The sequence below is a fragment of the Nitratifractor salsuginis DSM 16511 genome (genome assembly GCF_000186245.1).
Classification (GTDB): domain Bacteria; phylum Campylobacterota; class Campylobacteria; order Campylobacterales; family Sulfurovaceae; genus Nitratifractor; species Nitratifractor salsuginis.
Map to the genome: position 1 here is coordinate 495,627 of NC_014935.1, position 26,452 is coordinate 522,078.

Consider the following 26,452-nt stretch of genomic DNA (forward strand, 5'->3'; position numbering starts at 1 on the left):
ATACAGCATACTACTCAATTCAGTGAAAGTTGGGAATCCTATTGATCGGTCTTTCGATCGAAAATGAAGACTTAAAGCGGGTTTTCGGGTTGCTATTTCATAGTTTTTTCCAGGAAATCGATGATGAGTTTTTTCTTCATAGAGTTTCCAATACCCCGATGAACTTTCAGTAAGGATTTCATCGGAGAGAAGAGCCCCCCATCCAGAGCATTGGTCGTATTGGCAATGCCAAGATGAGAATGAGTTTTATAAGTGAAAAGATAAGGAAGATTGCGTTCAAGACTTCGATAGGCTGAACGAAGTCGATCGTGGGTGTAGTGCCATCCGCGAGGAGAATCATCTTCCGTTTTCTCTTCATAGAAGTCCTTGTGTCTCTGAAGCAAAGCTTCTGGCATATAACGGAAACGACAGGGAGTGGTTTTGCCGAGATATGATGCAATACGTTTGAGATCCCTGGAGGCTTGATAGGTAGGTCTGCGTGTCAGATAACGGGTCAATATCGCCTGTTGGTAAAAGTGGCACATTTGAACCGGAAGATCAGCAAAGAGCCCGAATAATCCCCGTCGGCCATCGACGGTCGCTGCCTGAATTACAAAGCCCTGATCGAGAAGGCTTTGCCGAATCATCGCATATTCATTGAGCGTCTCAGTCTGAATAAAACGATACGCTACAGGTCGGCCACTCAGGACATCCTTGGCCACCAGCACACCAAAGCCCTCTCCCCGTTTTCCGAAGAATGTCGCATCGATGACCAAAGTGACCGGCCTGGGACGAGGTAAAGCCTTCTGCGGTTCATAGCTATGAATCTGACGTTGAATCCACACCCGATCTCTATGATAGGTCCGAGATAAGGCTTTGCGCGTTTGGTGTTCATAGAAGTAGGCAATAAAAAGTTGTTTCTGTATTCGGGAAGGACGTCTACTTGAAGAAAAGCCATGCCGACAGTTTAGACATAAATAGCGCTGGATCCCAGATCTTTTCCCATTCTTTTTCGTCTGCCAGGAACCGCATACAGGGCACTTTTTTACAAGCCATCTGTAAAAAAGTCCTTTTTAGACCCTATATTACCGAAGCTATAGAGGATTTTTAGCAACCCGAAAAACCGCTTTAGCTCGAAATTCCAAATAAAGGGTTTTGCGACAAGATCATTATTGAGATCTTCTCGCTCAAAGATGGTTTGCCGATTAAAGAGGTTGAGCTGAAGAGTCCCTAAGATTTTCTGAGCTTAAACTCATAAGCCTCTTTATCGAAGTAGCCTTGGTGAACCTTCATCGAATCTTGGTTTACATCAAAGAGCCAGAAACACTCTCTACCTTCCATTGTAACGCTGCCGGCGCAGTACTCATCGATATTCAGCCCTTCATCGGCTAATGAAGTGCGGTAGCATCGGTGGACGTGGCCGTTGAGGATGGCTCCTTTTTGGATGAGGCGACAGACATTGAGGAATTCGTCTGCATTGCGTAATCCGTGGTTGGGTTTGTCCGGTCGGCCATTTGCAAGCCTGGCGGCATAGTGGGTCATCACGAAGATCCAGCGGTCTTTGATTCTATGATCCTGTAAGATCTTCTCCAAAGCTTCGAGTTGTGCAGGGGGGATATAGCCATCCGAGCGCCAGGGAAGGGGATTGGGTTTGGCACTGTTGACGGCGACGACGGCTATATCCTCACTGAAAAGCCGCACGATGGGCCAGGGGCCGTCTACGGCATATTGGGGCCAATCGGTATGCATATATTGGCCGAAATAGTAGTGGAAATGGTCGCCTCGTATCACGTCGGCACTGTAGACATCGTGGTTACCGGGAATGATGATGAAATGTTTGGGAGGCTGGGCCAGGGGGGCCAGAAGCTCCGCGGCATTTTCCAGCTCCGCCGTCAGTCCCAGAGCGGTCACATCGCCGGTGCAGAGGACCAGATCGACACCGTAACGTTCTTTGAAGCGAGCGAGTGCGGCGATTTTCTCTTCGGCTTCGTCAAAATAGCGTCCCCTTCCTCCCAAAAGGTTCAGTGCCCCTATGGCACGTTTTCCGAATAGTTTTTTCCAGGGAATGCTCCTGAGTGAGAGATCAAAATGGGGGTCACTGCAGTGCAGTATTCTCATTATGCTTCCTGGAGCAGAGGGGTATTGGGGGGAAGGACGACGTTGAGTGCCTGCGGGTGGATCCTGAACTCGAAACGGTCAGCCTCGTAGGGTTCGCCGTCTAGATTGATCTGCCGCACGCCCTCTTCGGGGATGAAGGTGACCTCTTGCACGCGAAAGATCTTTTTGAAAGGAAGGATCCAGCCAAGGACTGAGGAGGGCGGTGCGAGATCTTCCGGGATCGGTGGTGAATCGAGGGTATAGAGGACTACATCGAATTGGCCGTCATCGACATAGGCATTCGGGGCGAGGACCATGCCTCCACCTGCCTGGCGGGCATTGCAGACGGCGATGGCGTAGGCACTCCCTTCGAAACATTGATCGCCCACACACATTTTCCCCTGTATAGGGGTGAATTCGAAGAGCTTCAAAACTCCGGTAAGCAGATAGGCGGCTCCTCCGAGCATCTGTTTGAGCTCCGGTGGGGTTTCCGCGGTGATCACGGCTCCAAAGCCACCGCTGGCCACATTGAGGAAATGGCGTTCGTTGACCTGTCCTATATCAATGGGAACGCTGCAGCAGTCGATGGCTGTTATGAGCGCCTGCCGGGGATTTTCCGGAATGAAGGCAGCGGTGGCGAAGTCATTGGCTGTTCCGATTGGAAAGATGCCCAGTTCCGGCCGTTTCTCTTTGGGGATCGCCATCAGCGCATTGACCGTAAGATTGAGCGTACCGTCCCCTCCGCCGGCGATGAGACGTTCAACTCCATTCTCGACTGCGTCGGTAACCAGTAGAGGAAAATCTTCGGGGCTCTCACTGTAGCGGACATCAAGGGCGAAAAAGTGATGCTGTCGAATCCAGGTTATCGCTTCCTGGACATCTTGTCGATCACGTTTACTGCCGTTGAGGATCAGACGTATCTTCATAGTCTGCCTTCACTTTTTCCGTCTTCCTGAATGGGAAAGCATTTTGATAGAAAAGGAGTCGCCCTTTTATCAGAAGAGAAGGAAGAATTTTTTTGAATTTCCTGATATGACTGCATAACGACCCCTTTTCGATTTATAATCAATTATATCGTAACCCTCGATAGTTGCCGAGGTTGGGGGCGTTTGGAAAATAGACCAGCTTATAAGCGGATGATATTAGAAACAGGTTGGATGAAAGAAAGAATCTCAAATATTGAGTTAATGTTTGAAGAAGTTTAAAATGATGATTTTATGGAAGTTCCTGAATGGTGGCGCGGGGCGGAATCGAACCGCCGACACAAGGATTTTCAGTCCTTTGCTCTACCAACTGAGCTACCGAGCCATTTGAAGTGGACTGAAATTATATCCCATAAAACTTATATGACGCTTAATCTATCTCAATTTTCTTGACATAATCGACCAGGGCATCTCCTCGGTGGGCATAGGAGGGAAACTGGTCCAGGCTGGCGGCGGCGGGGGAAAGCAGGGCGACTTCCGAGGGCTTTAGGGCTCGATCGACAGCTTGGAGCGCTTCGTCGAGATGGGTGAAGCTCTGTACCGGGACTCCATAGTCTCGGGCCAGTTGGCTAAGGCGGCGGTTGTTGCTGCCGATGGTGTAGAGTTTGGCGTCGAGCCGGGCGAGGCACCGGATGAGGGGGGTCATATCGACTCCTTTGTCATCGCCGCCGGCAATGAGATGGATAGGACGGTCGGCATAGGCTTCCAACGCCTGGAGGGCTGCGTCGAGGTTGGTAGCTTTGGAGTCGTTGACCCAGAGGCGGCCCCGGGCATCGAGGATCTCTTCCTGGCGGTGCCGGTCGAGGCGGAAGGCATCGAGCTGGTCGTAGTCGGCTTCGTCGAAGAGGGTACGGCTGACGGCCAGGGCCAATAGGGCATCCTGGAGAAAGCCCGCCCGGTAGCGAAGCCGTGAAGCGTCGAGGTCGAAAAAGGATTCGAGGTAGGCATTGGAGTCGTATTCCACGACCCAGGCGGCACTCGAGGGTCGAGGCAGGCCGGCGGGGATCAGGGCAAGCTCGCCTTCGCGCATCGTTCTCAGCGGGGCCAATTTGTCGGCGGTATAAGCCTCGGGGCTACCGTGCCAATCGATGTGATCGGGGGTGATGGGCAGAAGCAGATAGAGATCGGGGGAGGCGTAGCGGGTATGGTGGAGGGTGTAGGAGCTGGTCTCCAGGATCCACAGGGGTGCTTCGGGGTCGAGATCGGCCAGAGGGGTTCCGATGTTGCCCCCGCTGAGTGCTCCGTGGGGTTCCAGGAGCCAGGTGAGCATCTGGGTGGTGGTGGTTTTGCCGTTGGTGCCGCTGATCCAAACGGTGCGGGGAGGGGTTTTGGGCAGAAGATTGAAAATGGAAGATGGAAGATGTCGGCGTTGCTCTTCCGAAAGAGTTTCGATCCATTTGCGTGAGAGAAAAAGGTCGTATTCGCTGATCGGGTTTCGTGCTTTGGCCAGCAGGGGGCTGTCGGGCCGGATGCTGGGGGTGAGGATCTCCAAGGCGCTCTGCTCGGGAGCAAAATCTCTAGAGGGATGAATGCGGTTGCCCGCTTCATCTACATAAGGCTTTTCGCAGCGGTCATCGTAAAAATCGAAGCCGCCGCCAAAACGTGCGGCGATGGCCCGGGTGGTTTTGCCGTAACCGAAAAAGGAAAGATGCATTATCGAGCTCCGAGATTGTGTGAGAAATAAGAAACCAGAAACAAGTAACTAGAGAAAGGGAGCGTTGAGCGTTGAGTGTTGAGCGTTGAGTGATATGAATTCACAACTATTAATGACTTCCAAAACTTATTGAAGGGATTACTTGGGACTTGAAGGGCGAAGCCCCGTGCTTGCGACTTGCGACCGAATATCAACACTATCTGATCTTTAGGGTGATAAGTGCTAAAAGATTTGCGAGGAAGGCTACCATCCAGAAACGGACGATGATCTTGTTCTCCGCCCATTTTTTCATTTCGAAGTGGTGGTGGATGGGTGCCATCAAAAAGACCCGTTTTTGACGGAGTTTCCAACTGCCGACCTGGAGGATGACCGAGACGGTTTCGATGACGAAGACGATGCCGATGAGGATCAGGAGTACTTCGCTTTTGCCCAGGATCGCCATATAGGCGAGAAAGGCACCGATGGAGAGGGAACCGGTATCGCCCATAAAGACTTCGGCGGGATAGCAGTTGTACCAAAGAAAGCCGAGCAGTCCCCCGGCAAGGGCTGCGGCGACGATGGTGATTTCCCCTACGCCCGGGATGTAGGGAAGCAGCAGATATTTGGAGAAGATGGCGTGGCCGGTGAGATAGACGATGATCCCCAGAGTTCCCAGGGCGATGACGGTCGGCACCGTGGCGAGCCCGTCCAGTCCGTCGGTGAGGTTGACGGCATTGGAGGTAGCGATGATGACGAGGGTCCAGAAGAGGATGGCGAAATAACCCATATCAAAGAGCGGTGTTTTGATGAAGGGGACGTAGAAGGTGGTCGGAAAGTGGGCGACAAAGACCAGGAGTGAGCTCACAAGCAGGGAGACGAGGATCAGCAGCGCCATTTTCCCCCGGGCTGTCAGTCCCTGGAGATTATCGCCGCTGAGGACTTTGCCCAGATCGTCTTTGAACCCCACCGCGGCGAAACCGACGAGGGTCAGGAGGCCCCCGATGACGTACCAGTTGTTCAGCTTGGCTGTCAGGAGGGAAGCGATAACGGTGGAAAAGACAAAAATCGCTCCGCCCATCGTGGGGGTGTGCTGCTTCTCTTCGTGGGCCGGGACATATTTGTTGATGGGTTGGTTGGCTTTGCGGGCCTTGGCCCAGGCGATGTAGCGGGGCATGAGAAAGAGGGTCAGGCAAAAAGCGATAAAGAAGGCCAATCCGGCCCGAACGGAAATATAGTAAAAGAGGTGGATACCCAGGGCTTCGTGAAGATAATAGAACATAGCGCTCTTTCTTGATTTATCGGTTGAGAAGTGATATTTTACTACAATTAAATAATTTTTTCGTGGAGAGGCTGCGTGGAACATAAGCAAAAAAAGACAGTTCTGATTATTACCGACGGAATCGGACACAAACCCGGCAGTGCCGCCAATGCCTTCGAAGCGGCCCAAAAACCTACCTACGAGAAGCTCTTTGCCGAAGTGCCCCATACCCTCATTTCCACTTACGGTTTGAGCGTAGGATTGCCGGAAGGGCAGATGGGCAATTCGGAAGTGGGGCATATGACTATCGGCAGCGGACGGGTGCTCTACCAGGACCTGGTGAAGATCTCCCTGGCCCTGGAGGACGGTTCGCTGGCCAGGAACCCGGCGCTGGTGGAGACGGCTGAGAAAAGCAACGATATGCACATCATCGGGCTGATGAGCGATGGAGGAGTCCACTCTCATCTGACCCACATTCTGGGTCTGGTGAAGATCCTGAAAGGGATGGGCAAGAAGGTATGGCTGCATCTGATCACCGACGGCCGGGATGTCTCGCCCACTTCGGCACCGGAGTATCTGAAGCAGGTGGAAGAGATTCTCGACGAAGATATCCGGATCGCCAGCCTGGGAGGGCGTTTCTACACGATGGACCGGGACAACCGCTGGGAACGGGTGGAGAAAGGATACCGGGCCATCGCCGAGGCAATGCCCAAGACCCATTTTGGCCCTGTGGAGTATGTGCTCAAAAGTTACGACGAGGGGATCACTGATGAGTTCATCATTCCGACGGCTTTTGAAGGCTATGAAGGGATGCAAAACAATGACGGGGTGATCGTGGCCAATTTCCGCTCCGATCGGGTGCGGGAGATCACGACCGCTCTGGGGGATCCCGACTTTGATAAATTTGAGCGTAAACCCCTCAAGCTCAATATCGCCACGATGACTCAGTATGACGCTTCCTTCCCCTATCCGGTCCTCTTTCCCAAAGAGGCGCCCGAAAATACTCTGGCGGAGGTGATCAGCCGGGCGGGATTGCGGCAACTCCATACAGCGGAGACGGAGAAGTATGCCCACGTGACCTTCTTTTTTAACGGCGGTGTGGAAGAGCCTGTGGAAGGGGAGAGCCGGGTATTGATCCCCAGCCCCCAGGTCAAGACCTATGATCTTAAGCCGGAGATGAGTGCTCCCGAAGTGGGAGAGGCGGTCCGCAAGGCGATGGATGAAGGCTACGATTTCATCGTCGTCAACTTCGCCAACGGCGATATGGTGGGCCATACCGGAAACTTCGATGCCGCGGTCAAAGCGGTGGAAGCGGTAGATCGTGAGCTGGGGCAGATCGTCGAGAAAGCCGACAAACTAGGCTATAACATCGTTCTGACCTCCGATCACGGCAACTGCGAAGAGATGTGCGACAGCGAAGGGAATATGCTCACCAACCACACCGTCGGGGATGTCTGGGCCTTTGTCAAAGCGCCCGGGGTGACAAAACTCAAAGAGCACGGCGGGCTGAACAACATTGCTCCGACGGTGCTGGAGCTGATGGGGCTTGAGAAGCCCGAAGAGATGGATGAGTCCCTCATCGCCCACGAGGCGTAAATGCCGATCATATAACTATCAAAGGAGCAGTCAATGAAATTTAGCGGAAAGAATGTGCTGGTCACGGGTGCCAGCCGGGGAATCGGAGCCCAGATCGCCAAAACTCTGGCGGGATACGGGCTGAAGGTTTGGATCAACTATCGCAGCGGAGCCGAAGAGGCCGAAGCGGTCAAGAGTGAGATTCTGGCGGCTGGAAGTCAGGCTGAAACGGTGGGCTTTGACGTGACCGACGAGGAAGCCTTCGTTTCGGCGATCAAGCGGATCGTCGAAGAGGATGGGGAACTCAGCTATCTGGTCAACAATGCCGGCATCACCAAGGACAAACTGGCGATGCGGATGAAGACCGAAGAGTTTATGGCCGTGATCGAGGCCAACCTCAAGTCAGCCTTCATCGGATGCCGGGAAGCCCTCAAAGTGATGGGCAAGAAGCGTTTCGGCTCCGTGGTCAATGTAGCCAGTATCGTGGGCGAGACCGGCAATGCGGGTCAGACCAACTACGCCGCCAGCAAGGGGGGGATGATCGCCATGACCAAAAGCTTCGCCCAGGAAGCGGCCCCCCGCGGGATCCGCTACAACGTCGTCACCCCCGGTTTTATCGCCACGGAGATGACCGATGTGCTCAAGGAGGAGATCAAAGAGGCTTTCATTGCCAAGATCCCCTTGGGACGTTTCGGAGAACCGGCTGAGGTGGCAGAGGCGATCGCATTTTTGCTCAGTGACCACGCCTCCTATGTCACCGGAGAGACCCTAAAAGTCAACGGCGGCATGATGATGTGAGCGCCGTGAAGCCGGTGACACCTGCGTGTCGCCGGTAGGTGCGAAACCGGAGGCGATGTGCGGGCGAAAGCCTGCACCGCCGAAGGCAGGGAAGCTTGAAAAGCGTGCGCCGTCAAGCCGGTGACACCTGCGTGTCGCCGGTAGGCGCGAAACCGGAGGTGATGTGCGGGCGAAAGCCTGCACCGCCGAAGGCAGGGAAGCTTGAAAAGCGTGCGCCGTGAAGCCGGTGACACCTGCGTGTCGCCGGTAGGCGCGAAACCGGAGGCCGTTAAACTATAGTCAGCGAGGGTAAAGGAGTGAGATGAACGAGCAGACCGCTGGGAAGATCCTGCTGCTGGAGGATGACCGGCTCTACAGTGAAACCCTCTGCGACTGGCTGGAGGAAGAGGGGTTTGCGGTTCACCCTTGCTACGATCCTCAAAGTGCTTTCGATGTCTGCTATCAAGAGCCCTTCGACCTCTATCTTTTTGATATCAATCTGCCGTTTCAAAACGGCTTGGAGACTTTCCGTCAGCTGCGTGAGAGCGGGGACAGGACCCCGGTGATTTTCCTGACCAGCAGGGAAGACAAGGCCTCCCTGCTGGAGGGCTTCGCGATCGGAGCCGATGACTACCTGCGCAAACCGGTGGATCTGGACGAGCTCAGCGCCAGGGTCCGAGCAGCGCTCCGCCGGAAAAACCCTCAGAGAAATATCCCTTTGGGTCCTTATCGGATGGATACCCGAAGTCGCGATCTTTTCCTGGATGGGCAGCCGATGAAGCTGGGGCGAAAACTCTATGATCTGCTGGAGCTTTTCGTCGAGCGTTCCGGTGAAGTGGTCACCCAGGAAGCGATCAAGGAGCGCCTCTGGCACTCTGACGAGGAGGCGAGTGAAGGGGCGATCCGGGTCTACATCGCCCGGCTCAAAAAGCTTTTCCCCGATGCCATAGAGAATATCCGGGGAGTGGGTTACCGCTTCGATCTTTCCCACGTCAATGAGGAGAGGGTGTGAAGCGGGAGCTGTGGGGGGCGCTGGCGATCTTTGGGATCATCCTGGCAGCCTTTTTCGGGATTCATTTTCTCTTTCTCGTCCAGGAGGGCTTCAGTGCCGCCAATTACCTCACGGCGCTGGCGATTCTTCTGCCTGCTGCCCTGATCGTCGGGTACATCTTCCTCACCCAGCTCCTCGAGCCCAAAAAACGCCAGGAGGCGGAGCTGGAGCATCTGGTCCGTGAAGTGCTCCACGAGATCAATCTGCCCCTTTCGACCATCGAAGCCAATCTGGCGATGATTCTCCGAAATACCCGGGATGAGCGGACCCTGCGGCGTCTGAGCAGAATCGAGGGGGCTTCGAAGCGCCTGACCCGTCTCTACCGCGAACTTTCCTACAACATCAAACGCCAGATCGCTCCAGTGGAGAAAGAGCGCTTCGACCTGGCCGGTCTGGTCGAAGAGCGGGTGGCCCAATTCGGAGAGATGAAACGCAATCCGATCGTGACCCGTCTCGAACCGCTGATCCTCGAAGCCGACAGGATCGGGATGGAGCAGATATTGGACAACCTCCTGGAAAATGCTCTCAAGTATTCTGAGAAAGCCGAGCCGATCGATGTGACGCTCTCGCAGGGGGAATTGACGATCCGGGACCGGGGGATCGGGATGGATGAGAATGAGCTTTTGCGGATTTTCGAGCGCTACTATCAGAGTGATCGGAATGTCCGGGGCGAGGGGATCGGCCTGGCGCTGGTCAAGCGTTACTGCGATGAGGAGGGGATCGGGTTGAAGATCCGATCGAGGCCGGGCGAAGGGACGGATGTGATCCTCGATTTTCGGGGCAAAGGCTCAGGTAATACTCGGCACATACAGAGGTAATATAATCGGATTATGAAAATTCTATTGCTTGAAGACGATACATTGTTGGGAGAGAGTCTGGAGGAGTACCTGGAGATCGAGGGGTTCGAGGTAGAGCGGGTGACACAGGGTGAAGAGGTTTTCGATCGGACCTTCGACAACCGTTATGACCTCTATATCCTCGATATCAATGTCCCGGATGTCAACGGCCTGGAGGTCCTCAAGGAGCTCTATGAAGCCGAGGATACGACTCCGGCGATCTATATCTCCGCTTTGACCGATATCAAAACCATCACGCAGGGGTTCGACCTGGGGGCGGTGGATTATTTGAAAAAACCGTTTGACCCGGAGGAACTCATCCTGCGCATACGCCATCACTTTCGCACGGAGGCGGATGAACCCGGAAGGATGCTGGAGTATGGGGAATTACGCTACGAGCCGGAGAGCGGGAAGATCCTGCGCCCCGATGGTGAAGTCCTCTATCTGGGTGAAATCCAGGGGCGGATATTCAGCACCCTGCTGGAGAGGGAAGGGCAGCTGGTGCCGACCCAGGAGCTGCTGGATCTGCTGGATCGCTCCAACCTCAATGCGTTGCGGGTGACGATCGCCAAACTCAAAAAAAAGATCGGCATCGATATCACCAATGTGCGCGGACAGGGGTATCTGCTTGAAAAAGTATGAGCTCGAATCCCTGATCAAGAGCTTCGTGCTCTTTTTTCTGCTGATGTCGGCGCTTTACTTTCTCGTAGCGACACTGAATTACCGGGACCGTCAACGCCACCTGGAAGATCGGATCCTCAATGAGATGCGTCTGTATAGTTTCCATCCGGTGGGCGACCGCTTCGATGTGGATTTCGAAACGAAGGAGGAGCACAAGGATCTGATGCACCTTTATAAAGGAGAGAGTGGGGTCTTCGCCTACTTCGAAATCCCGGGAAGTCAAAAATATCTGCTCAAGCTCTCTTTGCCTCTTTCGAATTATCAGGCGATGCTCGATCAGATCCGCCGGGAGAGTTTCGCGGGATGGGAACTCTATCTGCTGGTGATCGCCGCGATCTCTTTTCTGCTGGCACTCTATACGCTCTATCCCCTTAAGCGGGCCCTGGAGCTCAATGAAGAGTTCGTGCGGGATGTCCTCCATGATCTCAATACCCCGCTGAGTTCTCTTCGGATCAATCTCAATATTCTTCAGAAACGTTATGGCGAAGACCGGACGATGAAGCGGATGTTCGGCGCTTTGGGGACCATCCACGCCTTTCAGTCGAATCTCCGGGCCTTTTTGAGCCGTCAGGAGGGGCAGATGGAGCGCTGTTCTCTTCGGGAGCTTCTTCAGGAACGTTTGGAATTTTTTCGAGCCCTCTATCCGGGCCTTAGCTTCGAGCTCAATCTCGCGAAGGACTTGTCGCTTGAGTGTAATCGGGAAGCCTTTTTGCGGATCATCGAAAACCTCCTGAGCAATGCGGGGAAATACAACCGGCCCAACGGCAAGGTGATTGTCTCGCTGGAAGGGAAGCTTTTGAAAATCTCGGATACCGGCAAGGGGATGGCCCATCCGGAACGGGCTTTTCAGCGCTACTATAAAGAGGGAGAACGGGGGCTGGGTCTGGGGTTGCACATCGTCAAAAAACTGGCGGATGAGATGGGGATCCCCCTTCGCCTCCAGAGCGAAGTGGATCAGGGGACGGAAGTCGTCCTTGATCTTTCGGGCATTGCGCACTCATCCAAAGGAAATGAAGATTCGGCATCAGAGGAAACGGAGGGATGAAAATCCTGATCAAACTCTTCGGCCCGTTGTTTTTTCTGGCGGCGGCGCTCTATGCCGGTCCGGCAACAGAGGCTCCTTCCCCCTCTATAGATCAGGGGTCGAAGCCACTTGGATCCGATTCGGCAAAAAACGAGTCGGAACTGGACCGTCTGATCGACCGTTATCGCTCGGCGCCACCCGGTGAAAAAAAGAGACTCCTGCCGCAAATTCGCACCCGCATCGTGGAGCAGGTGACCGGAGAACAGAAGCTCGCCATCGTCGAGGCGATCAAACTGAAAAAACTCAAACAAGATAGAACCGGGGGAGAAAAATCGAAGAGTGCCGGGCAGAAGAAGAGTGGTAGCTCAGGAAAGAGGCGGCATTCCCACGTCCGACGTACCTGCCGGAGTGTCGGGTGTATGATGAACCGGGTCCGCCGTTCGCTCCGAAGATTTTTTCACAAAGCCACGCAAAAACGTCGCCGTCCGGCCAGGATGCCCTCTCCCGAAGAGATCCTGAAGGAGAAGAGGCGTTAAACCTCAGACTCCAAAACTTATCAATCCTATTACTTTCCCATCACTTTGTTAAAAAAACTTAACATAGATCAAGAGTTCTAAATTTTTTTTGCACTAGAATTGAAGGATGCGGGATGGCATATTATGCTGTGCTGCGTAAGATTCTCAAAGGAGTGTAGAATGAATTCGATGGTCAAACGCTTGTCGCTGGCGGCCATCGGGGCCCTGGTCGGGGTGTCGATGGTCTCTGCGGATAACAGTGAACTTGAAAAGGTAATGAAGGAGCGCGGCTTGACCCAGCAGGATCTGCTGGCAGCCGCCAAGACTTATACCCCCAGCGGCGGGCGGGACAAGTACATTGTCTTCAGCTCGGGCGGTCAATCGGGGCAGATGTTGGTCTATGGGGTTCCTTCGATGCGGATCCTCAAATACATCGGTGTCTTTACTCCCGAGCCTTGGCAGGGTTGGGGTTATGACGACGACACCAAAAAGATTCTGGCCGAGGGCAAGATCCGCGGCAAGCAGATCACCTGGGGGGATACCCACCACCCGGCGCTTTCCGAGACCAACGGACGTTATGACGGGAAATGGCTCGTCATCAACGACAAAGCCAACCCGCGTATTGCCGTCATCGATCTGAACGACTTCGTTACCAAGCAGATCGTTGTCAACCCGCTCTTCAAATCGGATCACGGTGGAGCTTTCTTCACTCCGAACAGTGAATATATCCTCGAAGCGTGTCAGTATGCAGCCCCGCTGGATAACAATTGGCACCCGATGAGTGAATACAAAGAGACTTATCGGGGCGGGGTAACCGTTTGGAAATTCGATCCCAAGATCGGACGGATTCTGCCGGACAAATCCTTTACGATCGAATTCCCTCCCTATATGCAGGATTTGAGCGACGCGGGTAAAGAGGCCAGCTACGGCTGGGGCTTTACCAACAGCTTCAACTCCGAAATGTACACCGGTGGTATCGAAAAGGGTCTGCCTCCTTTCGAAGCCGGGTGTAGCCGGAACGATACCGACTTCCTCCATGTCTACAATTGGAAGAAACTCGCCGAACTGGCCAAAGATCCCAAGAATGTCAAAGTCATCAACGGGATGAGAGTCGTTCCCATCGATGTCGCCGTCAAGAACAACGCTCTGTTCTTGATTCCCGAACCCAAATCGCCTCACGGAGTCGATGTCTCTCCCGACGGTAAATACATTGTCGTCTGCGGAAAGCTCGATACCCATGCGACGGTTTACAGCTGGGACAAGATTCAAAAGGCGATCAAAAACAAAGATTTTGTAGGAAAAGATCCCTACGGCATTCCCATCATCGATATGAAAAAGGCGATGCACTGCCAGGCTGAGCTGGGCCTCGGGCCCCTGCACAACCAATTCGGTAAGCATTGGAAAAAGCAAGGCGAGATCTATACATCACTTTACGTCGACAGCCAGGTCGTCAAGTGGAACTACCTGACCTGTAAAGTGGAAGATCGCCAGAATGTCAACTACAACATCGGCCACCTCTGCGGTATGGAAGGCAAGACCGAGGATCCCCAGGGTGATTACATCATCGCGTTGAACAAACTGGCCATCGACCGCTTCAACGAGATCGGGCCTCTGCACCCGCAGAACCACCAGCTCATCGATATCCGCGGCAAGAAAATGCAGCTGCTCTACGATATGCCGATTCCTCTGGGCGAGCCTCACCAGGCGGTAGCGATCCGTGCCAGCAAGCTCAAGCCTGAGGTTCGCTACAAAATGGGAACCAACCCCTTCACCGGCAAGCCCCATCGCGGCAAGACCCTGGCAGGTCAGGAACATATCGAGCGCAAAGGCAACCATGTCTATGTCTATGGAACGATGGTCCGTTCGCACATCAATCCTGAGCACGTGAATGTGAATCTGGGTGATACTGTCACTTTCTATCTGACCAACCTGGAGCGGGCAGAGGACGAGACCCACGGATTCACTGTGGATCAATACAATGTCCATGCTTCTCTGGAGCCGGGCAAAACAGTCGCTCTGACCTTCAAGGCCGATCGTGAGGGTGTTTTCCCCTACTACTGTACGGAATTCTGTTCGGCACTGCACCTGGAGATGATGGGTTACCTCTTGGTCAAAGATCCCAACAAACACTATGTCTCCGCCAAGAAGCTCAAAATGGCCAAAATGTCCAAAGAGCAGCTTGAGAAAGAGTACGAGAAGATCGTCGCGACCAACAAAGCGACCGACAAGGTCATTCAGAGTGTCGTGAAGTTCCTCAAAGAGAATCACTACGAGAAATATCCCGTCGTGAAGCAACTGGTCGAAGATGCTCTGGATCAGTACAGCAAGATCCCCGAGCAGCAGAAGAAGGCTGAAGAAGCTTACAAGAAGGGTGATCTCGAAAAAGCGATCCTCTTCCAAAACATGGTTTGGCAGTATATGGTCAAAACCGCAGACGTCGGTATCCGTGCGCGTGACCTGTTGGTCAAGAAACTGGCTACCCCGATGAGTGAAGCGGCACGCCGTGGCCACGAAGCTTATCTCGAAGGCGGATGTAACGGCTGCCACGTCATCGGTAAAGTCTCCTCAGGTCCCGACCTGGTCGGCGTCCTGCAGAGACACAAGAATGGTGAAAAGTGGGTCAAAGAGTGGATTCTCCATCCCGAGAAGATGTATAACAACCCCTACATCAAGTCGATGACCAACTACTTCAACCTCCGTATGCCCAACCAGGGTATGACCGAGAAGCAGGTCGACGATATTATCGAATACCTCAAGTGGATCGATAAGAACGCCAACCTCTTCTAAGAAAAGAGACCGGAACCCTCCGGTCACTATATGAAATTATCTATTGTTTGTTCAGACAGATTTCCCAAGCTTCCCCAAAAAGATTTGACGAAAAAATAGCCCTAAGTGCTTTTATTGACGTCAGTCAATCTTTTTGGGGGCGATTGGAGTATAATCGACCAAGATTTTTCAAGAAGGAGAGGGGATGAAAAGCTCATTGATGAAATCGAGGATTTTCACGTTGATCGCGTTGGGGCTCTTGCTCTACTTTTTCGTGATTCCTGCGGTTTTTACCCATGATGTGGTCGAACTGGCCAGGGAAGGCAAAGTGGACAAAATCCCGCCCATTGCCTACAAGGTTTGGAACTATTATGTCAAAGGGCAGTATGTCAGCCCCAACACCCCCAAAGACGCTGTGGGGGATTTGAAAAAGATGATCGATGAGGATGCGGAGCTTTCGGCGGTCAGCGCACCGATCTGGTATGTGGCGCTGGAGGCTCCCAACTATCCCAAAAAGGCCTTTCCCAACGGGATTCCGGTCTATTATCACTTCGACGGCTTCAGCGGCGATGTACATGAAATGAACACCATCAACCACTTCATCGGGATGGACCCGATGGAGCGTGGTGCTCCCTACCTGCGCGCATTGGCGCCCTATGCTCTGGTGCTGGTGGCGCTGCTGATGGTTTACTATATGCTCTACAATTGGAAGATTCTTGATTGGCTGATGTGGATCCCGGTGGTGCTGCCGGTAATCTTCCTGGGCTTCTATGCCTACTGGCTCTACTGGTTCGGGCACCATATGCACGCCTGGGGGGCCTTCAAGATCAAACCCTTCATGCCGACGGTCTTCGGGGATGGGAAGGTGGCGCAGTTTACCACCCACTCCTATCCCACTATAGGATTCTGGATCTTGCTGGCGATCGCCTTCTTCAGCCTTTTGGCGATCGTCTCCAAACGTAAAGCCCGTCGGCTGGCCCAGCAGACGGTCTGAGTCGGGAATGCATCGATGTGGAAGGTCGCGGTTATGATCTTTACCGTTACGGGTCTGCTCTCGGGCAATGTGCTTCAGGCGGCGATCGACAAAGCGCAGCCCGGTTCCAAACTGGAACTGCCCGCGGGAGAGTATCACGGCAATCTCCGCATCGATAAACCGTTGATCCTCGTGGGTCCCGAGGATCAGAGCGCTCGGATCATCGGGGACGGCAACGGCACGGTGATCACCGTTCGCAGTGACTATGTGACCCTGAAGAATCTGACGATCCTCCACAGCGGTCAGGAGCACGAGCGGGTGGATGCGGCGGTCTCGGCCAAAAAGCTCAAGCATTTGACGGTGGACCACTGTCGGATCGACGATTGCCTTTTCGGAATCGATCTCGAGCAGGTAAATGAGTCACAGATCACCCGCAACTGGATCCGCTCCAAACCCTTTAGTCTGGGATTGCGGGGTGATGCGGTGCGGCTCTGGTACAGCAACGACAACAATGTCAGTGCCAACCACATTACCCATTCGCGGGATATGGTGGTCTGGTACAGTCACGGCAATACCATCGCCCACAATTTCGGGGAGTACAGCCGATATTCGCTCCATTTCATGTATGCGGGGCGTAATGATGTGCGCTTCAATACTTACGAGCACAATTCGGTGGGGATCTTCTTCATGTATTCCCAGGACAGTGTGGCGGTGGGAAATGTGATCAAAAGCTCCATCGGTACCACGGGGCTGGGGATCGGGCTCAAGGATTGCAGCAATTTCACCCTGAGGGACAATACGATGATCTATTGTGCCCGCGGGCTCTATATCGATCGCTCGCCCTTTCAGCCCGATCAGAACAACAGTATCGAATACAATAGGATCGTTTATAACTCAATCGGGATCAATTTTCACTCCCTGAGTATCAACAATTACATTCACCACAATATTTTCAAGGGGAACATCGAAAATGTCTACGACGACGATCAGGTGACCCTGCATTCGGTGAAGAACCATTGGGATGAGAATTACTGGGATGATTACGAAGGATTCGACAAAAACGGTGACGGGATCGGTGATACCCCCTATCGGCTCTATTATTATGCCGATCGGATGTGGATGAGCAACCCCAACATCAAATTCTTCTACGCGTCGCCGGTGATTTCCATTCTCAACTTTCTGGCGAAACTGGCCCCGCTATCGGAGCCGGTCATGCTCTTGGAGGATCCCCATCCGGTGATGGAGGAACAAACATTGGAAAAGGAAGGAAAACGATGAGTGCGGCAGCGAACAAAAAACGGCGTCAATTCATCCAGCAGATGACGGGTCTGGGCGTTTTGGGCCTGGCGGCGGCAGGAGGGATTTTCGGTGCCTCCTATCTCAAAGCGGAGCCCCTGCGCCTGCGCCCGCCCGGTGCGGTACCCGAAGAGGAATTTATCGGGCTCTGTATCAAGTGCGGGCAGTGCCTCCAGGTCTGTCCCTACGATGCCATCAGACTCGAAGACATCGACGGAAAAGTCGGGGTGGGGATGGCCTACATCGAACCGAGGGATCGGGGTTGCTATCTCTGCGATGCTTTTCCCTGCATTCTGGCTTGTCCCAGCGGCGCGCTGGATCACGAGCACGACAGTATCGAATTTGTCCATATGGGGATCGCCGTGGTCAAAAATCCCGGTGCCTGTCTGGCCAAGACCGGGACGCCGGTTCCCGATGAGGCCATCGACCGGATCTATGACCATACGACGGTCTTGAGCGCGGCGGAGCGCAGCAGCCATCATGTCGAGATCAGTGACTCCGATCCCGAAAAGGCTAAGCTGCAAAAGCAACTGCTCCTCAAGCTGGAAAAATACCGCAAGGAGAACCCCTGCACCATCTGTGCCGATCTCTGCCCCTATCCGGAGCCGCTCAAGGCGATCGGCATGGTCAAAGCCAAGGGAGGCGGCCTGCTGCCCGAGATCCGGGAAGCCTGTGTGGGATGCGGTGCCTGTGTGGAGCTTTGTCCCACCGATGTGATCGAGATTATCCCGAGAAAGACCTACGCCGATATCTACGGTGAAAAAGGGGAGCATCATGCGTAAAATGAGCTTATGGGCGCTCAGCCTTTTGCTTGCTTTGGGAACGGTCGGTTGCGGTAAGAAAGAATCCCAAAGCCAGGGGGAAGGGGCCTCAGGCAATGCTGCGCCGCAGATCAAAGTGACGCAGGGGGCTGTGAAGATTCAAAAGGAGTCCAAAAAGTCCGAAGCCAACAGCGGGCAGTTCTACTACTCCTACAACACCGAGAAGAACAGCAGCGACGAAAATCCGCCCAAGACCCGCACGACGCTCGATGCCTATCTGCATATCCATTCGCCCTACGAGCGGATTCAGATCAACCTTATGATCAAAAAGCTGAGCAAGGATTTCATTGTCCGCTGTTCTCCCTGTCACGACGACTATGCCAACGGAGTGATCGGACCTTCGCTTCTGGGCAAGAGTGGAGATTATATCTATCAGCATCTGATCGACTTCAAGACGGGTAAAAAGAAAAACGTTTTGATGAAAGAGCTGGTTTCTCAGATCGACGATGCAAAACTCAAGGCGATCGCCGATGAAATCGCGGCGTTTAACAAACAAATCCAAAAACTTCGGGAGGGGAGAAAATGATTCGACATATCATCGCGGCTATCGCAACACTGTTGGCTCTGTGGGCTATGTATTACATGTATCAACTGGATGTAGAAGCCAATCGCTTCGGGGAGATCCAAAAGCTGCTTGAGCGGACCAAGATGGAAGTCAAGGTTGAGAAAAAAGAGCCGACACAGGTAGTGCAGGCAGCTTCGGCCCCCAGTGCCGATAAGGAAGCGAAGAAAAAAGAGGATGAGCTTCAGAAGAAACTCAAAGCCCTGCGTGAGCGGGCCGGAAACGCTATGGCATTCAAGGTCAGCCCTCTGTATAAGCAGAAGTGCTCCTCCTGCCACGGAGTCAACGGCGAAGGGATCATCGGTCCCAGACTCATCGGCAAATCCAGCGACTATGTTCTCAAGGCGCTTGAGGATTTCAAGAGCGGCAAGCGAAAGAACTACGTGATGTACGGCCTGCTTTCGAAAATGGATGAAAGCCAGCTCAAAGCTTTGGCCGACGAGATCGGAACCTTTGAAGCGAAGCTCAAAGCCCAGGGCAACTGAGCCCATCCTCGAGGAGGAGAAGGATAGATTATGGATCGATACAACAGTTCAATTCGCGACATCCTCAATGCGTCGTTCTTTTCGACGTTCTACTATCGGACACGGGAAGGAAAAATACGCCCTACGTGGCGTTTCTGGCGCTGGATGAGTGTCATTCTCATCAACATCGCCTTTTTCCTCTCCTACCATATCGACATTCAGCTGCTCGAAGGTACCATGAGCGGATCGCGTCTGCTGGGCTTTCACCTGATCGATCTCTTTACGGCGTTGGAGACCTGGGCGGCTACCCATACGATCCACACCAATATGATCATCGGTTCGGTGACCATTGCGGTCTTTTACCTGCTGGTCGGGGGTAAGAGCTTCTGTGCCTGGGCCTGCCCCTACGGGATCTTGAGCGAGATCGGAGAGTATTGGCATCAGAAGCTGGTCCGCAAAAAGATCATCAAAGAACGCAGTTGGGATCCGAGGATCCGTTTCGCTTTCTGGGCGGTTTTTCTTGTCGTCACGTTCATCGACGGCTTCTTGGTTTTCGAAGTGATCAATCCCATCGGAATCCTCAGCCGTTTCATCGTCTACGGCTGGAGTCTGGCGATCGTCTGGGTTTTGGTTATTTTGCTCTTCGAGATCTTCTACTCCCGGCGGATGTGGTGCAAATATATCTGCCCGGTGGGGACCACCTACAATCTGCTGGGCTGGGTGAGCGCCACGAAGGTCCAATGGGATATGGAGAAGTGCGATCACTGCGGCGCCTGTCTGGACGCTTGCTTTGAGAACCACGTGTTGGAATTCATCAAGCCCAAACACGACAAAGAGCGCAAAGAGAAGGGCATCACCAAGCAGATCGTCGTCAACGGGGACTGCACCCTCTGCGCCCGTTGTTTCGATGTCTGCCATACCGATGCCTACAATTACACATTCCGGCTGAAGGATCTGGTGTGAGTCCTCTCATCGAGATCCGCAACGCCCGCAAAAAGTTTATGGGCACCCCGGTGCTCGACGGCATTACCCTCTCCATCGAGGCGGGAGAACGGATTGCTATGCTCGGACCCAACGGGGCGGGTAAAACGACCCTGGTGCGTTCGATGTTGGGCTTCTACCATCTCGATGAGGGGGAGATCCGTGTGATGGGCAAAGATCCGATCCGTGATCGGGTAGAGGTGCTACGGCATATCGGTTTTATCCCCCAGCTCCCTCCGCCGGTGAAGTTGAGTCTGGATGAGCTGTTGATGTATATCGAACGCAGCACCGGCACGCCCAAAGGTGCGGTGATCGCCCAGGCGGAGCGGATGGCGCTGGATGTGAAGCAGCATGCCTCCAAACCCTTTTTCAAACTCTCCGGAGGGATGAAGCAGAAATTGCTCATCGCCATCGCCCTGGCCAGACGGAGTCGGCTCTTTGTCTTCGATGAACCGACCGCCAGCCTCGATCCCAAGGCACGGGAACTCTTCTATCGGCTCCTCTCGGATCTCGATTATGACTATTCGGCGATTTACATCACGCACCGGCTCGAAGAGCTCGAAGGATTGATCAACCGCAAAATCTATATGGAACTGGGAAAGGTGGTCGAGGATGAACCGATCGCGACGTGATTTTCTCTTGGTGACACTGGGAGTGGCCCTTCCTCTGTTTTCCGGATGCAAAGAGCGTCAAAAGGATGGAGCGGAGCCGGTGCACTGGGACCGGGATATGTGCGAGCGATGCAAAATGGTGCTCAGCGAGCGGAAATATGCCGCGGAAATCACCAATCCCAACACAGGCAAAACGTATAAATTCGACGATATCGGCTGTGCCGTACTCTGGATGGACGAAGAGCATATCCCCTGGAAGGACCGGGCGAAGATCTGGGTGACCGACGCCAAAACCGGCCAATGGCTCGATGCGCGAAAAGCGCTCTATACTGACGATTCGATCACACCGATGGCGTATGGGATCGCTGCATTCAGCGAAAAAACCTTTCCCAAAGGCCACAAAGTTCTCCACTTCAAGGAAGCGGCAGAGGTCATTCGAAAAATCGAAGCGAAAAATAATGAACTGCGGGGGGTAAAACCGTGAAAAATCTGCTGCTGGTAGCCTATCTCGACATCCGGGAGTCGCTACGATCGAAATGGTTCTACGTCTACGCCGTAGTCTTCGGCGGGCTGATGGGGCTCTTTTTTATCAGCGGGATCACCGATTCGGTGGTAATGGGCTTTACAGGCCTGAGCCGCCTTCTGCTGGTCTTTATCCAGGTGACGATTATCATCCTGCCCATTTTTATCCTGATCACCACCGTCAAATCGATCTCTGCCGACCGGGAGAGCAATATCCTCGAATATATGCTCTCTTTCCCCATTTCCCTGCGCGATTATTACTGGGGTAAATTTCTGGGCCGTTTCGTCACCGTTTTTGTGCCGGTGATCTTCGCGTTGATCATCGGTGTGGCCTGGGGGGCGCTCAAAGGAGCGGCCATCCCCTGGGCGATGGTGCTGCTCTACTCGGCTTTGATCTTTTCACTCTGTATCGTTTTCCTGGGGATCGCCTTTTTCATCTCGACCACCGTGAAATCCCACGACATGGCTTTGGGAATCGCCTTTATGACCTGGATTATCCTGCTGGCTTTCATCGATGTCGCCCTGATCGGCCTGATGATGCAAAACCGCATCTCCGACGGGGTGATCATCACGATCGCGATGCTCAATCCGATGGAAGCCTTCCGGATCGGGGCGATTGCCCTCTTCGATCCGGAGCTGACGGTGATCGGACCGGTGGCCTATTATCTGCTCGATTCACTGGGGCATACGCTCCTGATGCTCTATGCGGTTCTCTATCCGATCGTTTTGGGAATGGTGTTTGCACTTTTGGGTTATACTCTATTCCGACGCAAAGATCTACTGTAGTCTATGGAGGATAAAAGAATGAAAAACGCTCAAAGAATTTCTACCTGTGTATTGACGCTTCTGACCTGCGGGTTTTTGTGGGCTGGAGAGAGCAATATAACCACTCCCGCCAAGGGGACGGTTCCCGCCGCTTCTGTCAAAGTGTGGGGGAACAGTTTGGATCCGGTCTACAAAATTCCGGTAAACAAGCTTCCGAAATTTACGACCGAGATGATCCTGAAAAACGGGAAAAAGATCCGTTTTGCCTCGGTAAAGTCGATGCTCAACTTCTATTACCATCCCGAAAAGTATCCTCTCTACAAAGTCCGCAGCCGCCGTGCGATTCGTCAAATGTTTGTCAAAGACTATCTCAGCGGAGAAAGAATCCCTCTGCAGAACGCCTGGTTCGTTTTCGGTTCCCGGCTTATGGGGCCGCACGGAGATGACCTCATCCCTCTGAGTAGCCGTACCCGGGCGGAGCTTTTTACCAAGCGCTACGGCGGGACGAAGATTATGAGTTTCAAAGAGGTTGGTGACAAGGGTTACGGCCTGATCCACTATCTGGATATGATGTGATGTCAAAGTGCAAAGGAGAGAAGCGATGAAACGTCCCGAACCAAAAAACGAAGAGATCGAACTGAAAAACAATGTCTACATCGAGAGTGACACCGATACCAAGGGGATCATCACCTACGCCAACGACTATTTCGCTGAAATCTCCGGGTACACCCCCGAAGAGTTGGTGGGCCAGCCCCATAACATCGTGCGCCACCCCGATATGCCCAGGATTCTTTTCAAACTCCTCTGGGATCGCCTCCAGAAAGACCAAAATTTTATCGCCGCGGTAAAAAACCTGGCCAAGGACGGCCGTTACTACTGGGTCTTTACCGATTTCGAACCGATCAAAGACTCCGAAGGCAAGACCGTGGGATACAAAGCGGCCCGCAAGAAGATTTCCCACCACGTCACCGATCTGCTCGATCCGCTTTACAAAAAGCTGACCGAAATCGAAAAAGAGGGCGGCATGGAAGCTTCCGAAAAATATCTCAACGAATTTCTTGCCGAGCATGGGGATGATATTACCGTGGATAATCTCCTGGAGAATATTCACCGCCTCTATTGAGCCATCCTCCCGGATGGATGCTTTATTTAACACTTCTGTAACATTTCTTTTTTACAATCTATCCAAAGCTGCGAAGATAGAGGAGAGGGGAGTTCGGTGCAGACAAAACGAGGGATGAATTCGGGAGTGATCCTGCTTCTGGAAGATGACAAACTCTACAGTGAGACGATCGCCGATTTTCTGGAAGAAGAGGGGTATGAGGTTTGCGCCGTTTTGGAGCCTCGGAGTGCAATGGAGCTTTGCTACCGCCGTCACTTCGATCTCTATCTGCTGGACATCAACCTTCCCTTCGATACGGGGCTCAATTTTTTACGTTCACTTCGGGAGAGCGGGGATGAAACCCCGGCGATCTTTTTGACTTCCCGGGAGGATCGGGCTTCCTTGATCGAGGGGTTGCGTATCGGCGCCGACGACTATCTTCGCAAACCGGTGGATCTGGAAGAATTGGCGCTCAGAGTACGCGCTACTCTGCGCCGGACGCAAGGGCCCGGAAGCTACGAGATCGACGGTTATCTGATCGACCAGGCGAAATACAGGATTTATAAAGCGGGCAGGGAAGTTCCCATCGAGCGTAAACCCTTCGAACTGCTTCAACTGCTGCTCAAAGCCGAAGGGGATGCTGTGAGTAACGAAGCGATCATTCAGGCTCTCTGGTCCAGTGCCGAAGAGGCAAGTTACGGAGCCATCCGGGTCTATGTCAGCCGGCTCAAAAAGCATTTCGGCGATCGGATCGAGAATATCCGCGGTGTAGGGTATCGGCTAAGATTGGAGGAGGAAGGATGAATATCCATTGGATCAAAGAGATAGTGGATTACGGCATTTTGGGGACACTGGCACTGATGGGTTTCATCGCGCTCTGGGTCTATTTCGAGCGTTTGATTTTTTTTCGGAAGATCGATCTCGCGAGCTACCGCCACAAAGAGGCGTTGGAGACCGATTTGACCGCCAACACGACGATCCTCTCTTCGATCGGCTCCAGCGCCCCCTATATCGGGCTTCTGGGGACGGTGCTGGGGATCATCATCACCTTCTATCTGTTGGGACAGACCAAGCAGATGGATGCCGGAAGTATTATGACTTCCCTCTCCTTGGCGCTCAAGGCGACGGCGATGGGCCTGGTGGTGGCGATCCCTTCGATGCTCTTTTATAACCACGTGGTGCGCAAGATCGAAGTGCTGCAAAACCGCTGGGAGATCCTGCACGATCATGGCGATTAAGAAGTTTGATTCCATCAATGTCGTGCCGATGATCGACATTATGCTGGTACTGCTGGTGATCGTGTTGACCACGGCGACCTTTATCGCCAAAGGGGTGATCCCTCTCGAACTTCCTCAGGGTAAAAGTGCCGCCGAATATTCCCCCAAAGAGAAGATCCGTATCAGCGTCTCCAAAAAGGGGGAGATCTATCTGGGCGATCAGGCGGTGGACAAGGAGGCGCTCTCTGAGCGGCTCGCCGGCAAAGACCGCCAGCTCCCTGTCTACCTCTCCTGTGACAAAGCGGCCCGCTACGATGCTTTTGTGGAGGTGCTCGACCGTCTCAAAGCCCTGGGATACGGGCATATCAATATCGTCACCACCAAATGAGACGCCTGCAGGCCTTTGTCTATGCCGCTGCCGTTTATGGGGCGCTGGGAGGTACCGCGGCGCTCCTGATCCATCAGTTCCCCAAATTGGCGATCTCCGAAGAGGCCCGCAGCACCGCCGTTACCCTCGTCAATCCCGAGCAGAGCACCTCCGCGTCCCAGTCGGTCAATTCCGAAGCTTCACCGGCCCCTGCCAAAGAGGCTGAGCCCCCAAAGACCCCGCCCAAGCCGGAACCCCCTGAAGTTTCCGAAGAGCCGCCTCCCGCGCCTCCACAGACTTCACCCGAAGAGCCTCCAAAAACGGAGCCCCCGAAGGAAGAGACTCCCCCTGAGCCGGTCGAGAAAGTGGAGGCGGTAGAGCATCCCGCGAACGATCAGGTGACCCTTCCGCCTCCAAAGCCGCTCAAAGCCCCCACCCCTTTCGATCCACAAAAACTGCTTGCCCTCAAGGCCCCTCTGCCTGAGCCCGAGGTCAAGAAGCACGTAGAGAAGGTGAAACCGCCCCGGCAAAAAAAGCATAGAGTTTCCAAAAGAGCCCATAAAACCGCCCGGAAAATTTCACATCAAAAAAGAGGGAACAACAGTGTGCGCTCCCGGGCACGCCGCGGCGGAACGGCGCATGTCAACCGCCTGTTGGCCAGGATCAAACGGCGCATCGCCCGGAACAAGAGCTATCCCATTGCCGCGAAACGTCGCCGTCTACAGGGAACGGTGCGGGTGAGCTTCATCGTCACACGCAGCGGCGGCGTGAGAAATATCCGGGTCAGCGGCCCCAGGGCTTTTGCCGCTTCAGCCCGTTCGGCGGTGCGCCGGGCTTTCCCGGTGAGCGTGGGGGAGGCGGCGCCGGGGTTGCCCCGGCAGATGAGCGTGACGCTCTCCTATCGACTGCGTTAAAAAGCGGGTAGTGCGTAGTGGGCAGAGGGTAGTTGGAGGATTGAAGATGGATAATGGTGGATTATAGATTTCGGATTATTGGAGCTGAAGTAATGGTCCGTTAATACGCTTATCCTAAGCTTATCGGTGAAATTCTCTTTAGGAGTCAGCATGAAACATTCGCGATTGATCACGACAATCTTTTTAAGTCTTGGAGTTATGGGGGGTGTGGCTGCCGCCGCATCCCAAGAGAGCTCAGGGCAGCAGGCGAAGGCCGATACATCGGTATCACAAAAAGCCGCTCAGGTTTCTCAGGAGGCTCAAGAGGTCCAAGCCGCTCAGCAACAGGTTCAGGCCAAGGCCCTACAGGCACAGCAAAAGGCTCAAGCAACCTATAAAGCCATGCACACCGCCGCCAAAGAGCAAAAGCAGCAGGCTGTAGCGTCTGCCAAGGAGACGAAGGCCAAAGCGGCTCAGCATACAGCACAGGCACGGGGACGGCATACGGTACATCATGCCCATATGCAGGCCCATCATACTGCCCGGCATGTCCATGCCCATACCCATTCGGTCGTGCACCAGGCTCACTCCCATGCTCATCAACATGCCTCTAACGTATTAGGGTTTTTCAGTCATCACGCTTCATCGCATCACATGAACGCCATGGTGGCGCTCAACGGTCATTTTGGAGCGTAGGGCAACC

Annotated in this window: 28 protein-coding genes, 1 tRNA gene and 1 pseudogene; 24 read left to right on the forward strand and 6 right to left on the reverse strand. The window is 53.7% G+C overall.

From position 1 onward, the window contains the following. Positions 1–92: 92 nt before the first annotated feature. The 6 genes and pseudogenes from NITSA_RS02465 to mraY form a co-directional block, all read right to left on the reverse strand. Positions 93–1,010 (reverse strand): annotated as a pseudogene (locus NITSA_RS02465) (IS256 family transposase, variant Zn-binding type); the annotation flags it as partial. A gap of 199 nt (positions 1,011–1,209) precedes the next feature. Beyond that, positions 1,210–2,097 (reverse strand): metallophosphoesterase family protein, encoded by an 888-nt coding sequence (locus NITSA_RS02470; protein WP_013553450.1) that lies wholly within the window; start codon positions 2,095–2,097, stop codon positions 1,210–1,212. Then, entirely contained in the window at positions 2,097–3,002 is a 906-nt protein-coding gene (gene yegS, locus NITSA_RS02475; protein WP_013553451.1) for a lipid kinase YegS, read from the reverse strand. The genes NITSA_RS02470 and yegS overlap by 1 nt, the downstream gene beginning before the upstream one ends. A 306-nt stretch (positions 3,003–3,308) precedes the next feature. Then, positions 3,309–3,384 (reverse strand) — tRNA-Phe (locus NITSA_RS02480). Between the two features lie 45 nt (positions 3,385–3,429). Then, positions 3,430–4,713, reverse strand: a complete 1,284-nt coding sequence (murD, locus tag NITSA_RS02485) for a UDP-N-acetylmuramoyl-L-alanine--D-glutamate ligase (RefSeq protein ID WP_013553452.1) — start codon at positions 4,711–4,713, stop codon at positions 3,430–3,432. A gap of 196 nt (positions 4,714–4,909) precedes the next feature. Continuing rightward, positions 4,910–5,971, reverse strand: coding sequence for a phospho-N-acetylmuramoyl-pentapeptide-transferase (gene mraY / locus NITSA_RS02490; protein WP_013553453.1), 1,062 nt, complete (start codon positions 5,969–5,971; stop codon positions 4,910–4,912). 75 nt (positions 5,972–6,046) lie between these two features. Here mraY and gpmI point away from each other — a divergent pair, with 75 nt between their 5' ends. The 24 genes from gpmI (at position 6,047) to NITSA_RS02610 (ending at position 26,445) form a co-directional block, all read left to right on the forward strand. Further along, positions 6,047–7,546 carry a 2,3-bisphosphoglycerate-independent phosphoglycerate mutase gene (gene gpmI / locus NITSA_RS02495; RefSeq protein WP_013553454.1) on the forward strand — a complete coding sequence of 500 codons (1,500 nt, stop codon included), beginning with the start codon at positions 6,047–6,049 and terminating at the stop codon, positions 7,544–7,546. Positions 7,547–7,579: 33 nt separating this feature from the next. Further along, entirely contained in the window at positions 7,580–8,323 is a 744-nt protein-coding gene (gene fabG, locus NITSA_RS02500; protein WP_013553455.1) for a 3-oxoacyl-ACP reductase FabG, read from the forward strand. Positions 8,324–8,624: 301 nt separating this feature from the next. Beyond that, a complete protein-coding gene (locus tag NITSA_RS02505) occupies positions 8,625–9,314 on the forward strand; it encodes a response regulator transcription factor (RefSeq protein ID WP_013553456.1) in 690 nt (229 codons plus the stop codon). Then, positions 9,311–10,171, forward strand: a complete 861-nt coding sequence (locus NITSA_RS02510; RefSeq protein WP_013553457.1) for a sensor histidine kinase — start codon at positions 9,311–9,313, stop codon at positions 10,169–10,171. The genes NITSA_RS02505 and NITSA_RS02510 overlap by 4 nt, the downstream gene beginning before the upstream one ends. Before the next feature lie 12 nt (positions 10,172–10,183). Then, complete coding sequence (locus tag NITSA_RS02515; RefSeq protein WP_013553458.1) at positions 10,184–10,831, forward strand: response regulator transcription factor; 648 nt, start codon at positions 10,184–10,186, stop codon at positions 10,829–10,831. Beyond that, the gene (locus tag NITSA_RS02520) at positions 10,818–11,915 is read left to right on the forward strand and encodes a sensor histidine kinase (RefSeq protein WP_013553459.1); all 1,098 of its coding nucleotides are present in this window, start codon (positions 10,818–10,820) and stop codon (positions 11,913–11,915) included. Before NITSA_RS02515 ends, NITSA_RS02520 begins: the two co-directional genes overlap by 14 nt. After that, positions 11,912–12,430, forward strand: coding sequence for a hypothetical protein (locus NITSA_RS02525; protein WP_013553460.1), 519 nt, complete (start codon positions 11,912–11,914; stop codon positions 12,428–12,430). The genes NITSA_RS02520 and NITSA_RS02525 overlap by 4 nt, the downstream gene beginning before the upstream one ends. Before the next feature lie 159 nt (positions 12,431–12,589). Further along, the gene (gene nosZ, locus NITSA_RS02530; protein ID WP_013553461.1) at positions 12,590–15,196 is read left to right on the forward strand and encodes a Sec-dependent nitrous-oxide reductase; all 2,607 of its coding nucleotides are present in this window, start codon (positions 12,590–12,592) and stop codon (positions 15,194–15,196) included. Positions 15,197–15,380: 184 nt separating this feature from the next. After that, positions 15,381–16,169, forward strand: coding sequence for a hypothetical protein (locus NITSA_RS02535; protein WP_013553462.1), 789 nt, complete (start codon positions 15,381–15,383; stop codon positions 16,167–16,169). 15 nt (positions 16,170–16,184) lie between these two features. Beyond that, positions 16,185–17,426 (forward strand): nitrous oxide reductase family maturation protein NosD, encoded by a 1,242-nt coding sequence (locus NITSA_RS02540; protein WP_013553463.1) that lies wholly within the window; start codon positions 16,185–16,187, stop codon positions 17,424–17,426. Next, positions 17,423–18,226 (forward strand): 4Fe-4S dicluster domain-containing protein, encoded by an 804-nt coding sequence (locus NITSA_RS02545; RefSeq protein WP_013553464.1) that lies wholly within the window; start codon positions 17,423–17,425, stop codon positions 18,224–18,226. Before NITSA_RS02540 ends, NITSA_RS02545 begins: the two co-directional genes overlap by 4 nt. After that, positions 18,219–18,791: a c-type cytochrome gene (locus tag NITSA_RS02550; RefSeq protein ID WP_013553465.1), complete on the forward strand. Its 573-nt coding sequence runs from the start codon at positions 18,219–18,221 to the stop codon at positions 18,789–18,791. The genes NITSA_RS02545 and NITSA_RS02550 overlap by 8 nt, the downstream gene beginning before the upstream one ends. Then, positions 18,788–19,312 (forward strand): c-type cytochrome, encoded by a 525-nt coding sequence (locus NITSA_RS02555; RefSeq protein WP_013553466.1) that lies wholly within the window; start codon positions 18,788–18,790, stop codon positions 19,310–19,312. The genes NITSA_RS02550 and NITSA_RS02555 overlap by 4 nt, the downstream gene beginning before the upstream one ends. Positions 19,313–19,342: 30 nt before the next feature. Then, on the forward strand, positions 19,343–20,254 hold the full coding sequence (locus NITSA_RS02560) for a NapH/MauN family ferredoxin-type protein (protein WP_013553467.1): 912 nt from the start codon (positions 19,343–19,345) through the stop codon (positions 20,252–20,254). Continuing rightward, positions 20,251–20,904, forward strand: coding sequence for an ABC transporter ATP-binding protein (locus NITSA_RS02565; RefSeq protein ID WP_013553468.1), 654 nt, complete (start codon positions 20,251–20,253; stop codon positions 20,902–20,904). Before NITSA_RS02560 ends, NITSA_RS02565 begins: the two co-directional genes overlap by 4 nt. Beyond that, positions 20,885–21,367 carry a nitrous oxide reductase accessory protein NosL gene (locus tag NITSA_RS02570; protein WP_013553469.1) on the forward strand — a complete coding sequence of 161 codons (483 nt, stop codon included), beginning with the start codon at positions 20,885–20,887 and terminating at the stop codon, positions 21,365–21,367. The genes NITSA_RS02565 and NITSA_RS02570 overlap by 20 nt, the downstream gene beginning before the upstream one ends. Continuing rightward, on the forward strand, positions 21,364–22,191 hold the full coding sequence (locus tag NITSA_RS02575) for an ABC transporter permease (RefSeq protein WP_013553470.1): 828 nt from the start codon (positions 21,364–21,366) through the stop codon (positions 22,189–22,191). Before NITSA_RS02570 ends, NITSA_RS02575 begins: the two co-directional genes overlap by 4 nt. Positions 22,192–22,209: 18 nt before the next feature. Beyond that, on the forward strand, positions 22,210–22,746 hold the full coding sequence (locus tag NITSA_RS02580) for a nitrous oxide reductase accessory protein NosL (protein ID WP_013553471.1): 537 nt from the start codon (positions 22,210–22,212) through the stop codon (positions 22,744–22,746). Positions 22,747–22,771: 25 nt separating this feature from the next. After that, a complete protein-coding gene (locus NITSA_RS02585; protein ID WP_013553472.1) occupies positions 22,772–23,293 on the forward strand; it encodes a PAS domain-containing protein in 522 nt (173 codons plus the stop codon). A 96-nt stretch (positions 23,294–23,389) separates the two neighbouring features. Beyond that, on the forward strand, positions 23,390–24,076 hold the full coding sequence (locus tag NITSA_RS02590; RefSeq protein WP_013553473.1) for a response regulator transcription factor: 687 nt from the start codon (positions 23,390–23,392) through the stop codon (positions 24,074–24,076). Beyond that, positions 24,073–24,510: a TonB-system energizer ExbB gene (exbB, locus tag NITSA_RS02595; protein WP_013553474.1), complete on the forward strand. Its 438-nt coding sequence runs from the start codon at positions 24,073–24,075 to the stop codon at positions 24,508–24,510. Before NITSA_RS02590 ends, exbB begins: the two co-directional genes overlap by 4 nt. Next, positions 24,500–24,877 (forward strand): ExbD/TolR family protein, encoded by a 378-nt coding sequence (locus NITSA_RS02600; protein ID WP_013553475.1) that lies wholly within the window; start codon positions 24,500–24,502, stop codon positions 24,875–24,877. The genes exbB and NITSA_RS02600 overlap by 11 nt, the downstream gene beginning before the upstream one ends. Next, positions 24,874–25,770, forward strand: coding sequence for a TonB family protein (locus NITSA_RS11690; RefSeq protein ID WP_013553476.1), 897 nt, complete (start codon positions 24,874–24,876; stop codon positions 25,768–25,770). The genes NITSA_RS02600 and NITSA_RS11690 overlap by 4 nt, the downstream gene beginning before the upstream one ends. A 150-nt stretch (positions 25,771–25,920) precedes the next feature. Beyond that, positions 25,921–26,445, forward strand: a complete 525-nt coding sequence (locus NITSA_RS02610) for a hypothetical protein (RefSeq protein WP_013553477.1) — start codon at positions 25,921–25,923, stop codon at positions 26,443–26,445. Positions 26,446–26,452 lie beyond the last annotated feature (7 nt).

Bases quoted from the DNA above. Each gene is read 5' to 3' on its own strand.
- NITSA_RS02610 (WP_013553477.1), top strand. From the start codon at position 25,921: ATGAAACATTCGCGATTGATCACGACAATCTTTTTAAGTCTTGGAGTT.
- NITSA_RS02525 (WP_013553460.1), top strand. From the start codon at position 11,912: ATGAAAATCCTGATCAAACTCTTCGGCCCGTTGTTTTTTCTGGCGGCG.
- NITSA_RS02505 (WP_013553456.1), top strand. From the start codon at position 8,625: ATGAACGAGCAGACCGCTGGGAAGATCCTGCTGCTGGAGGATGACCGG.
- nosZ (WP_013553461.1), top strand. From the start codon at position 12,590: ATGAATTCGATGGTCAAACGCTTGTCGCTGGCGGCCATCGGGGCCCTG.
- fabG (WP_013553455.1), top strand. From the start codon at position 7,580: ATGAAATTTAGCGGAAAGAATGTGCTGGTCACGGGTGCCAGCCGGGGA.
- NITSA_RS02545 (WP_013553464.1), top strand. From the start codon at position 17,423: ATGAGTGCGGCAGCGAACAAAAAACGGCGTCAATTCATCCAGCAGATG.
- NITSA_RS02570 (WP_013553469.1), top strand. From the start codon at position 20,885: ATGAACCGATCGCGACGTGATTTTCTCTTGGTGACACTGGGAGTGGCC.
- NITSA_RS02585 (WP_013553472.1), top strand. From the start codon at position 22,772: ATGAAACGTCCCGAACCAAAAAACGAAGAGATCGAACTGAAAAACAAT.
- NITSA_RS02600 (WP_013553475.1), top strand. From the start codon at position 24,500: ATGGCGATTAAGAAGTTTGATTCCATCAATGTCGTGCCGATGATCGAC.
- NITSA_RS11690 (WP_013553476.1), top strand. From the start codon at position 24,874: ATGAGACGCCTGCAGGCCTTTGTCTATGCCGCTGCCGTTTATGGGGCG.
- NITSA_RS02560 (WP_013553467.1), top strand. From the start codon at position 19,343: ATGGATCGATACAACAGTTCAATTCGCGACATCCTCAATGCGTCGTTC.
- NITSA_RS02540 (WP_013553463.1), top strand. From the start codon at position 16,185: ATGTGGAAGGTCGCGGTTATGATCTTTACCGTTACGGGTCTGCTCTCG.
- NITSA_RS02555 (WP_013553466.1), top strand. From the start codon at position 18,788: ATGATTCGACATATCATCGCGGCTATCGCAACACTGTTGGCTCTGTGG.
- NITSA_RS02470 (WP_013553450.1), bottom strand. From the start codon at position 2,097: ATGAGAATACTGCACTGCAGTGACCCCCATTTTGATCTCTCACTCAGG.
- yegS (WP_013553451.1), bottom strand. From the start codon at position 3,002: ATGAAGATACGTCTGATCCTCAACGGCAGTAAACGTGATCGACAAGAT.
- NITSA_RS02550 (WP_013553465.1), top strand. From the start codon at position 18,219: ATGCGTAAAATGAGCTTATGGGCGCTCAGCCTTTTGCTTGCTTTGGGA.
- mraY (WP_013553453.1), bottom strand. From the start codon at position 5,971: ATGTTCTATTATCTTCACGAAGCCCTGGGTATCCACCTCTTTTACTAT.
- NITSA_RS02515 (WP_013553458.1), top strand. From the start codon at position 10,184: ATGAAAATTCTATTGCTTGAAGACGATACATTGTTGGGAGAGAGTCTG.
- murD (WP_013553452.1), bottom strand. From the start codon at position 4,713: ATGCATCTTTCCTTTTTCGGTTACGGCAAAACCACCCGGGCCATCGCC.
- NITSA_RS02535 (WP_013553462.1), top strand. From the start codon at position 15,381: ATGAAAAGCTCATTGATGAAATCGAGGATTTTCACGTTGATCGCGTTG.
- NITSA_RS02580 (WP_013553471.1), top strand. From the start codon at position 22,210: ATGAAAAACGCTCAAAGAATTTCTACCTGTGTATTGACGCTTCTGACC.
- exbB (WP_013553474.1), top strand. From the start codon at position 24,073: ATGAATATCCATTGGATCAAAGAGATAGTGGATTACGGCATTTTGGGG.